The 9253-nt window shown below is 73.8% G+C and carries 10 protein-coding genes; 7 read left to right on the top strand and 3 right to left on the bottom strand.

Annotation, left to right across the window (positions count from 1 at the left end; genetic code table 11):
• Positions 1 to 11: 11 nt before the first annotated feature.
• Together DPM19_RS22795 and DPM19_RS22790 are read right to left on the bottom strand one after the other, a co-directional pair.
• Positions 12 to 659 (bottom strand): response regulator, encoded by a 648-nt coding sequence (locus tag DPM19_RS22795; protein WP_111870035.1) that lies wholly within the window; start codon positions 657 to 659, stop codon positions 12 to 14.
• On the bottom strand, positions 656 to 1435 hold the full coding sequence (locus DPM19_RS22790; RefSeq protein ID WP_111870034.1) for a sensor histidine kinase: 780 nt from the start codon (positions 1433 to 1435) through the stop codon (positions 656 to 658). Before DPM19_RS22790 ends, DPM19_RS22795 begins: the two co-directional genes overlap by 4 nt.
• 138 nt (positions 1436 to 1573) lie before the next feature.
• Here DPM19_RS22790 and DPM19_RS22785 point away from each other — a divergent pair, with 138 nt between their 5' ends.
• The 7 genes from DPM19_RS22785 to DPM19_RS22755 all read left to right on the top strand — a co-directional run bounded on the left by DPM19_RS22785 (position 1574) and on the right by DPM19_RS22755 (position 8787).
• Positions 1574 to 2248, top strand: coding sequence for an ABC transporter ATP-binding protein (locus tag DPM19_RS22785; RefSeq protein WP_111870033.1), 675 nt, complete (start codon positions 1574 to 1576; stop codon positions 2246 to 2248).
• The gene (locus tag DPM19_RS22780; protein WP_146778954.1) at positions 2245 to 4530 is read left to right on the top strand and encodes an ABC transporter permease; all 2286 of its coding nucleotides are present in this window, start codon (positions 2245 to 2247) and stop codon (positions 4528 to 4530) included. The genes DPM19_RS22785 and DPM19_RS22780 overlap by 4 nt, the downstream gene beginning before the upstream one ends.
• Before the next feature lie 107 nt (positions 4531 to 4637).
• Complete coding sequence (locus tag DPM19_RS22775) at positions 4638 to 4841, top strand: ribbon-helix-helix domain-containing protein (RefSeq protein ID WP_111870031.1); 204 nt, start codon at positions 4638 to 4640, stop codon at positions 4839 to 4841.
• 2 nt (positions 4842 to 4843) lie between these two features.
• The gene (locus tag DPM19_RS22770; RefSeq protein ID WP_111870030.1) at positions 4844 to 5227 is read left to right on the top strand and encodes a type II toxin-antitoxin system death-on-curing family toxin; all 384 of its coding nucleotides are present in this window, start codon (positions 4844 to 4846) and stop codon (positions 5225 to 5227) included.
• Positions 5228 to 5245: 18 nt separating this feature from the next.
• Positions 5246 to 6412: a methyltransferase domain-containing protein gene (locus DPM19_RS22765; RefSeq protein ID WP_233510652.1), complete on the top strand. Its 1167-nt coding sequence runs from the start codon at positions 5246 to 5248 to the stop codon at positions 6410 to 6412.
• A gap of 87 nt (positions 6413 to 6499) precedes the next feature.
• Positions 6500 to 7678, top strand: coding sequence for an NACHT domain-containing protein (locus tag DPM19_RS22760; RefSeq protein WP_111870029.1), 1179 nt, complete (start codon positions 6500 to 6502; stop codon positions 7676 to 7678).
• Between the two features lie 68 nt (positions 7679 to 7746).
• Positions 7747 to 8787, top strand: a complete 1041-nt coding sequence (locus DPM19_RS22755) for a hypothetical protein (protein WP_111870028.1) — start codon at positions 7747 to 7749, stop codon at positions 8785 to 8787.
• Positions 8788 to 8796: 9 nt separating this feature from the next.
• Here the strand turns inward: DPM19_RS22755 and DPM19_RS22750 are convergent, their stop codons facing one another.
• Positions 8797 to 9114 carry a hypothetical protein gene (locus DPM19_RS22750; RefSeq protein ID WP_111870027.1) on the bottom strand — a complete coding sequence of 106 codons (318 nt, stop codon included), beginning with the start codon at positions 9112 to 9114 and terminating at the stop codon, positions 8797 to 8799.
• Positions 9115 to 9253 lie beyond the last annotated feature (139 nt).

Raw genomic sequence — 9253 nt, 5'->3', positions numbered from 1 at the left:
CTCCACGTGTCTCACTCGGCCGAGCCCGGGACGACCAGGCCCGACTCGTAGGCGACCACCACCGCCTGGGCGCGGTCGCGCAGGCCGAGCTTGGCGAAGATGCGGGCCACGTGGGTCTTGACCGTCGCCTCGCTGAGCTGGAGCCGGGCGGCCAGCTCCGCGTTGGACAGGCCGCCGCCGACCAGGCGCAGCACCTCCCGCTCCCGCGGGGTCAGGTCGTCCAGGCCCTGCGGCTCCGGGCGCGGGCGGGCGAACCGCTCGACCAGGCGGCGGGTGATGGAGGGGGCGAGCAGCGCGTCGCCGGTCGCGACCAGCCGCACCGACGCCACCAGGTGCTCCGGCGTGACGTCCTTCAGCAGGAACCCGCTGGCGCCCGCCGCGAGCGCGGCGTACACGTACCGGTCCAGGTCGAAGGTGGTCAGCATCAGCACCCGGCACGCCGGGTCGGCGGCGAGGACCCGGCGGGCGGCCTCCAGGCCGTCGATGCCGGGCATCCGGATGTCCATCAGCACCACGTCCGGCCGCAGCCGCCGCGCGGCGGCCACCGCCTCCAACCCGTCGGCGGCCTCCCCGGCCACCTCGATCCCGGCCCGGCTGAGGATCATCCGGAACCCGCCGCGCACCAGCGTCTGGTCGTCGGCGATCAGCACTCTGGTCATGGCCGCTCCAGCGGGATGCGCGCCCGCACCCGGTAACCGCCGCCCAGCCGGCGGCGCGCGTCCAGGTCACCGCCGTACAGCGCGACCCGCTCGCGCAGCCCGGCCAGGCCCCGGCCGCCCGCGCCCTCCGCCGGGGCGGGGCCCGTCCCGGTGAGCACGCTCGGGCCGGTGTTGAGCACCTCCAGCCGCAGGTTCCGCGCCCCGTAGCCCACCCGCACCTCCGCTCGCGCCCCGGCCGCGCCGTGTTTCAGCGCGTTGGTCAGCGCCTCCTGGACGACCCGGTACCCGGTCGCGTCGATCCCGGCGGGCAGCGGCCGGGGCTCGCCGGTCACCGTCACGTCCACCGGCAGGCCCGCGAACGCGACCCGGTCCACCAGGGTGCCCAGATGCGCCAGCGACGGCTGCGGGGCGAGCGCGTCGCCGTCCGGGGCGGGGGCGAGCACCCCGAGCAGGTGCCGTAGCTCGGTCATCGCCTCCCGCCCGGTCCGCTCCACCGCCAGCAGCGCCTCCTCGGCCTCCTCGACTTCACCGTCGAGGCCGTGCCGGGCCGCGCCCGCCTGCACCACCATGACGCTGACGCTGTGGCTGACGATGTCGTGCAGGTCCCGGGCCACCCGGGCCCGCTCCTCCTCGACGGCCCGCCGCGCGGCGGCCTCGCGCTCGCGTTCCACCAGCCAGGTCCGCGCGCCCAGTTCGGCGCGGCGCCGGCGCCGCTCCCACAGCGCCCACAGGCACGGGACCGCCACAAGCAGGGGCGCGATCCACGCGGGCAGCATCCCTTCATCCTGGACCGAACCCGGACGGAACGCATCATCCTGGCGGGCCACGGCGCTACATCCCTCGGATGACCCCGCCGCCTTCTTACATCCAGGGCCCGACGCGCGGGCCGCCGTCCGGCTTCTACCGTCACGGCCATGGAACTGATGGTCCAGCTGAAGGACGTGCGCAAGGAGTACGGCGAAACCGCCGCGCTCGCCGGGGTGAGCCTCGACATCAAGGCCGGTGAGGCCATCGCGGTGATGGGCCCGTCAGGATCGGGCAAATCCACCCTCCTCAACATGGTCGCGGGCCTGGACCGGCCCACCTCCGGCACGGTGGTGGTGCGCGGCGAGGACATCACGAAGATGGGCGAGGCCGCGCTCGCCAAGTACCGGCGCCGCCGCATCGGCATGGTCTTCCAGTTCTTCAACCTGCTCGACGACCTGCCGGTGCTGGAGAACGTGATGCTGGCCGCCCAGCTGCTCGGCACCCCGCGCAGGCAGGCGCGGGCCCGGGCGATGGAACTGCTCGACGAGCTGGGCGTCGCCGACCGCCGCAACGCCTACCCGGTGGTGCTGTCCGGCGGGGAGCGGCAGCGCGTCGGCGTCGCCCGCGCCCTGATGAACCGGCCCGCCCTGCTGCTGGCCGACGAGCCGACCGGCGCGCTCGACTCGCGGGCCGGGGAGCAGGTCATGGACCTCCTCCTGGACCTGCACCAGATCGGCCAGACCCTGCTCATCGTCACCCACGACGAGCGGCTGGCCACCCGGTGCGCCGACCGGGTCGTCGCGTTCGAGGACGGCCGGGTCGCCGCCGAGGTGACCCGGTGAGGGCGGTGTGGCGGGCCGCGCGGTTCGCGGTGCGGCGGCGCCGGATGCAGACGTCCATCATCGCGCTGGTGCTGCTGCTGTCCACCGCGACGGTCGTGCTGGCGCTGGGCCTGCTCGCCACCGTGGACGGCCCCTACGACCGGGCGTTCGCCCAGCAGCGCGGCGCGCACCTGACCGTCACCTACGACCCGGCAAAGGCGACGCCCGCGCAGGTGGCGGCGACGGCGTCCCGGCCCGGGGTGACGGCGGCGGGCGGGCCCCACCCCGCGCAGGTCATGAACGTCGCCGAGCCCGACCGGCCGGGGCCGGGGGTGCTCCCGCCCGGCCCCGTCACGATCACCGCACGGGCCGCCGGCGCCGGCGACACGGTGGACCGGGTGGCGCTCAAGAGCGGCCGGTGGGCCACCGCCCCCGGCGAAATCGTGCTGGGCGGCTCCTACACGCGGCTCCCCTTCGACCCGGTCGGACGGCAGGTGACCTTCGACGACGGGCGCGCCTTCACCATCGTCGGCGTCGGCCGGTCGATCACCCAGTCCGCCCAGGCGTGGGTGGCGCCGGGGCAGCTGACCGCCCCCGACGGCCTGCAGATGCTCTACCGGCTCGCCGACCCGGCCGCCCCCGCCGGCACGATCACCGCGGGCCTGCCGGTGACCGCGAGCCAGAACCACCTCGCGTCCCGCGACAAGGCCACCGAGGACGGGAAGGTCTCGATCCCGTTCCTCGTCGCGTTCGGGATCGCCGGGCTGATCGTCTCGGTGCTCATCATCGGCAACGTGGTCAGCGGCGCGGTCGTGTCGGGGTACCGGCACATCGGCGTCCTCAAGGCCCTCGGGTTCACTCCCGCCCAGGTCACCGGCGTGTACCTGGTGATGGTCGCGGTGCCGGGGGTGCTGGGCGGCCTCGCCGGGATCGCGCTCGGCAACGCCCTGGCCGGCGGCGTCATCTCCGCAACGAACGAGTCACTCGACCTGCCGGCCGCCAGCGGCGTCTCGATCGGGGTGGACGTCCTGGCCCTCGCCGGCGTACTCGCGATCGTCGTCCTCACCGCGCTGGTGCCGGCCGTCCGCGCGGGCCGGATCCCCGCGGCGGTCGCGATCAGTGCGGGCAGCGTGTCGCGGCGCGGCCGGGCCCTGCGGGTGCAGCGGGCACTGGCCCGAACGCGGCTGCCGCGCCCGGTCAGCCTGGGCCTGGGCCTGCCGTTCGCCCGGCCCGGCCGGACCGCCCTGACCATCAGCGCCATCGCGTTCGGGGTGGCGGCGGTGACGTTCGCCACCGGACTCAACCGGACCCTCACCTCCTACTTCGCCGACGCGGAACTCACCGAGACCGTCCACGTCATCGTCCCCCTCGAACCCGGCCGGACCGTCTCGCTGGCCGGCCGGCCCGGCACCGCGAAGGTCGCGGTCTCCCGGTTCGAGCAGGTCCACGTGCCGGGGTTCGACCGGGCGGTGCACGTGAAGGGCTACCAGGGGGACGTCACCGACCGGCACGGCCACCGGCTGGTGCACGGCCGCTGGCTGGCCGGGCCGGGCGAGGCCGTCGTGGGCGACCCGTTCCTGAAGGCGGGCGGCAAGAAGATCGGCGACACCATGACCCTGTCCAAGGGCGGCAAGAAGGTCACGCTGCGCATCGTCGGGACGGCCCTCGTGGACGGCGGCGACAGCGTCCTCACCGACTGGGCGTCCCTCACCGCGCTCCGCGACGACACGGCGGCGGCCCCCGGCGGCCCGGGCCGCATGAACATCTCCTTCATGGAGGTCACCCTCACTCCCGGCACCTCCCCCGAGGACTACGCCGCCGCGCTCAACGCGGAGGGCGTGCAGGGCGCCCATTCGGCCGCCGAGGGCGCCGAAATCGGCATGGTGATCATCATCGGCCTCATCTCCCTGCTGACGCTGGGGCTGGCCACGGTCGCCGGGCTCGGGGTGTTCAACACGGTCATCCTCAACACCCGGGACCGGGCGCGCGACTTCGGCGTCCTGAAGTCGCTGGGCGCGACACCGCGGCAGGTCCTGACGGTCGTGCTCGCCTCGATGGCCGCGCTCGGCCTGGTCGGCGGGCTCATCGGGGTACCGCTGGGCATCGCCGCCTACCGCGTGGTGATGCCGGCCATGACCGAGACCGGCGACCTCGTCCTCCCCTACGGCTTCACCGAGATCTTCCCCTGGCCGCTACTGGCACTGGCCGTCCTGGCGGGCGTCGCGATCGCCCTGCTCGGCGCCCTGATCCCGGCGGGCCGCGCGGCCCGCATCAGGACGGCGGCGGTCCTGCACTCGGAATGACCCGACCCGCGTCCCGCGGCCGTTCTTCGGCGGCCGCGGGACGGCCGCGGAACCACTCTCGGTACCATCAGTGGTACCAGCTTGCCATCCCGGACGAGGAGCCTGACATGGCCTTCGCAGCACGCCTTCCCGAGGAACTGGACGCCTGGCTCGACGAGGTCGCCACGGCCGAGCAGCGCTCCAAGAACGCGGTCCTGATCACCGCGCTGGAGGAGTACCGGCAGCGGCGCGAACTCGCCCACGTGCTGGAACTCGCCGACGAGACCGCCCGCGAACACCGCAGCCTGCTGGACCGGCTGGGCGACGCGTGAGCATGCGCTACCTGACGGCCGAGGAGATCATCGCCATCGGACGCCGGGTGGTGGGCGAGGGCCTCAACGTCCGCGACTTCGGGCTGGTCGCGTCCGCCGCCGCCCGGCCCGCCACCGTGACGTTCGGCATGGACCCCTACCCGACCCTGCTGGACAAGGCCGCGGCCCTGCTGCACTCACTCACCACGTCCCACCCCTTCACCGACGGGAACAAGCGGGTCGCCTTCGCCGCGTCCGACATCTTCATCAAGCTCAACGGCGCGCGCTTCGACCCCGCCGCCGAGGAGGAGCTGTTCGTCACCGTCCTGGACATCGCGACGCACGTCCTCGACGACGTCCCGGCCATCCTCAAGCGCATCGAACCGCTGATCCGTGCCAGCGGCTGAGGGCGGGAAGCACGGTAAGTGACCATTCTTGAAGCACGGTCCCGGATCGACACGCTGGCCGACCGGTTGGCCGCCGCCGACGACCTGACCGACCCTCGATGGCGGGACGCGCTGCACGCCGTCCCCCGGCACCTGTTCGTTCCCGACCGAGCCTGGCAGGCGCCCGACCCGGGTAGGACTCCCCGCCTGGTGGACCGGGCCGCCGACCCCGAAGAGTGGTGGGAAGCCGCCTACGCGGACGCTCCGGTGATCACCCAGTTCGACGACGGCGCCGGAGAGCCCGGCTCGGGCCGGTGGACCTCCTCGCTGTCGGCCCCCGGGATCGTGCTCCGCTTCCTGGAACTGCTGGGGCTGCGCGACCACGACCGGGTACTGGAGATCGGGACCGGGACCGGCTGGACCGCAGCCCTCCTGTCGCACCGCCTGGGCGCGGGCAACGTCACCTCGGTGGAGATCGACCCGTCGGTCGCCGCGCGGGCCGCCGCCAACCTCGGAGCGGCCGGGTTCGGCCCGCGGCTGGTCACCGGGAACGGCGAGGCCGGGCATCCGCCCGGCGCCCCCTACGACAAGGTGCACGTCACCTGCGGTGTCACCTGGATTCCACAGACATGGGTGGAGCAGGTCCGGCCCGGCGGGACCATCGCCTTCCCCTGGATGCCCGAGTGGGCCGGCGGGCACATCGCCCGGCTGACCGTGACCGGCGACGGCCGGGCGATCGGTTCCTTCCACGGCGGCGCGTCGTACATGATGCTCCGATCCCAGCGCGGCACCCCGCCCCCCATCGCGGCAACGGACGGCGGCGGGCGGGAGTCCGCCACCCGGATCGACCCGCGCACCATCCTCGGCGACTCCCACGGTGCCGACCTCGCCATCACCGCCCGGCTCCCGGACGTGATGGACGCCGAGCACACCACCGGCGACGGCCGGTACGCCCTCGTCCTCGCCGACACCGCCGGGACGTCCTGGGCACGGGTCGAGCACCGGCCCGGCGCCCGCGACAACCTCGTCGTCCAGGCCGGACCCCGGAACCTGTGGGACGAGGTCGCCGACGCGTACCTGCGGTGGGTGGGCCTGGGCTCCCCCGACCGCTCCCGGTTCGGCATGACCGCCGGCCCCGACGGCCAGCGCATCTGGCTCGACCGCCCGAAGAACGTGATCGAGCCGATGACCATGCCACCGTCCTGATCGCCGCGGCAGGTTCGGCGGGTACGTGACGGGCTTCTCTGGGACAATCGGCGGAAACCATCCCCGAGGTTCGGCCGGTGGAGAGCGATGGCAGGCAGACTCCGGCGGGGCCGTCCCGCCGTCGGCCAGTCCGTCACGCACTCCCGTGTCGGCAGGGACCTCATCCAGAACTTCACCGTCGAGAACGTCACCGCCGAGCCGGTGCAGCCGCTCGACGGGGCGGTGGAACTGCTCGCCGAGGCGGTCGGCGGGCGGCTGCGGCGGGAGACCGGGTACCGCGACATCTGGCGGCCCGCCCCGCTGTCGGTGCGGGTCCGTTCCACCGAGCGGCCGGTGCAGGCGCTGCCGGAGGTCCTGCTGGGCGGGACGGTGCCCGGGCGGCCGACCCGGTTACGGTTGCGCGGCGACGCCGGGGAGATCGCCGACCTGTTCCGCGGCCTGCCGCACCGGCAGCTCGTCATCCTGGGCGAACCCGGGGCCGGGAAGACGATCCTGGCCATGCTCCTCGCCCTCGACCTGCTCGATGACCGCGCTCCGGACGCGCCCGTGCCGGTGTTCTTCTCGCTGTCGTCGTGGAACCCCGAGGTACGGCTCGCCGACTGGATGGCCGACCGCCTCCTGGCGGACTTCCCCGACCTGCGGGAGCGGTACGGTCACGGCATCGCACAGCGGCTGCTGGACGCCGGGCTCGTCCTGCCGGTGCTCGACGGCCTCGACGAGGCCGGCCGGAGTTCCCGGAACCTCGTCAAACGCCTGGACTCGGCCTTCACCCGCCGTAGGGGCTTCGTGCTGACGTGCCGCACCGGCGAGTACTACACCACCGTCGAGGAGTCGGGGGAACCGCTGAGCCGGGCCGTGGCGGTGGAGATCGAGCCGGTCACCGCGGAGACCGGCGCCGCCTACCTGCGCGACGTGCTGGCCGACGCGCCCCGCTGGCGGCCGGTACTCGACCGGCTGCGCGCCGAGCCGGACGGCCCGCTGGCCACGGCCCTGGCGACACCGCTGATGCTGTACCTCTTCCGCGTCACCTACACGGAACCCGAGAACGACCCGGCCGAACTGCTCGACGAGTCCCGTTCGGCGACGCCGGCGCCCTGGAGCGTCACCTGCTCGACGCGTTCATCCCGGCCGCCTACTCCGAGCACCGGGATTCGCCCTACACGCCCCGGCAGGCCCGGCGGTGGCTCGGCACGCTGGCGCACGGGCCGCGTGACCTGCAGTGGTGGAACCTCACCTCCGGATCCGCGCACGGCTGCGCGGCGCTGATCCTCGCGGCCGGCTCCGGGTGGCTCAACCATCTCGTCCTCGGCCCGGTCTTCGGCCTGGTCATCGGGGTGGTCGGCTTCTTCGCCTACGTCAAGGCGCACAAGGGACTCGTCGCCGACCGGGTCGAGGTCGGCACCGGCGGGCGCACCTTGGGGATCCGCACCCAGTTACGGGTCTACCGGGCCCTGGCGACGTTCCTCGCGACCGGCGCCGGTGTGCTGACCGGCGGGCTCGTGGGCGCCGGGCTCGGCGGCGGGCTGGGCACGGATCCGGACACCGTGTGGCGCTACGCGGTGGGCTACGGCCTGCTGTTCGGCTCGACGACACTGATCACCACGGCCTGGGGGGCGTTCTTCCTCACCCGGATCGAGCTCGCGCTCAGCCGGCGGCTTCCGCTGCGCCTGCTGAGGTTCCTGGAGGACGCCCATCGGCAGGGAGTGCTGCGGCAGCCCGGAACGGCGTACCAGTTCCGGCACGCCCTGCTGCAGGACCGCCTCGGCGAGGCCGGCGGTTCCAGCCCGTTCCGGGCCACGTCCCACCAGGGCGACGGGAACGCGGCCCCGCCTTTGAGGATGTTCGGCAGGCTGCTCTACGTGCCGCTGTTACGGCTCGCCGTCCAGATCGCCATCGTGGTCCTGCCCGCGCTGCTTCTGGCGGTACTGCCGGTGGGCGAGAACTTCGACTACCGGTCCGGATACGAACCCGGGCTGAGGAGCGAGAGCGGGGGCTCCTCCATGCGCAGCTACACCTGGTACTGGGACGTGCCGCCCGCGGCGGGGGTCACCAGCAGGCTCCGCACCAATGACGCCCCCTTCATGAAGCTCGCCTACGGGAACCTTCGCGGAACCCTGTCGGTGAAGGGATGTCCGACCGCCGCCATCGAGATGACGGTGGTCACCGACGCGTCACCGGTGCGTTCGGTCCAAGTGCTGGACGGGCGCCGCCGCACCGCTGCCAGTGCCCTCGAATGGCGGCTTCCCCGGCGGTTCGACGAACTCTCCGTCACCTTCCGCCGCCTCGACTCCGCGCCCTGCAAGGCCAGGGTCGAATGGCGGAATCCCCAGCTCACGGTCGACCAGGTCTTCCATTTCCGGAGCCATTTCGGCTGAGCCGTCCGCTCAGGACGGCGGCCCCTGCTCCTGGACGAGGTCACCACCGGCCTCGGAGTCGGTGACGGACTGCTCACCGGACCCGCGCATGGTCTGCCTGATCGACCCGCCCACCCTGTTGCCGGCGGACCGCTGGGCTCCCGCGGGGCCCCGCTCGGAAACGGTGAGCCACGCCTGCAGGCCACCGCCGAGCAGGACCAGCACGCCGGCCGCCGCACCCCAGGCCGCGGTCCAGTGCTGGGTGAGGACACCCGTGGCCACGTTGACCAGCGCCGCCACCGCGACGGTGCCCGCCGCCGCCAGCGCTCGTGCGGTACCTCGGCTCATCGCCGCCCTCCCGGGGCCGATCCGACCGGGCCTTCGCCCCAGTATGGGCCTTCGTTCCGGCGCGGACCGGCGATCCGCCGCACCGGGCGGATTTCGGCTCCCCGGCCGCGCGGCGCGCCGGGCCCGGTCATGTCCAGGT

Origin of the sequence: Actinomadura craniellae (genome assembly GCF_003289645.1) — a bacterium.
GTDB classification, from domain to species: Bacteria; Actinomycetota; Actinomycetes; order Streptosporangiales; family Streptosporangiaceae; genus Actinomadura_D; species Actinomadura_D craniellae.
The sequence above is the reverse complement of the archived record's forward strand: the minus strand, read 5'-3'. Positions and strand labels throughout refer to the sequence as shown.